Annotated in this window: 1 protein-coding gene; it reads right to left on the bottom strand. The window is 52.4% G+C overall.

Annotated elements, in window-relative coordinates; genetic code table 11:
- Nucleotides 1-311 (bottom strand): hypothetical protein (locus tag ACO0LF_RS31680; RefSeq protein ID WP_423021417.1); only part of this gene is annotated, 311 nt, incomplete at both ends.

Raw genomic sequence — 311 nt, 5'->3', positions numbered from 1 at the left:
CCATTATTGGCAAGATTGTTGGCATTGTCACGGGCCTCGACCTTAAAGACAATATTGGCAGTAGAGCCGGATGCAGGTAATAGCGCAGCACAACTCAAGCCATTTTCACTGGCCCAGTTACCTGTAAAGCTGAAGCTTTTGCTTCCGGTCCCCGCATTCAAATCCATATAGCAAGCAGAATTAGAGGCGGATGTACCGGCATGTATGCGCAGCATGCCGACACTGGAACCACTGACAGAGAAGCTGCCATTGATCGCCTGGCCTATACCACTCTGACTGGCGCTCAGGCTACTGACCGTGATGGGGCTGGC

The organism is Undibacterium sp. Di27W, from assembly GCF_049340345.1.
GTDB lineage: Bacteria > Pseudomonadota > Gammaproteobacteria > Burkholderiales > Burkholderiaceae_D > Undibacterium.
Note: the sequence above shows the minus strand (reverse complement) of the source record. Positions and strands in the feature narration are given on the sequence as shown.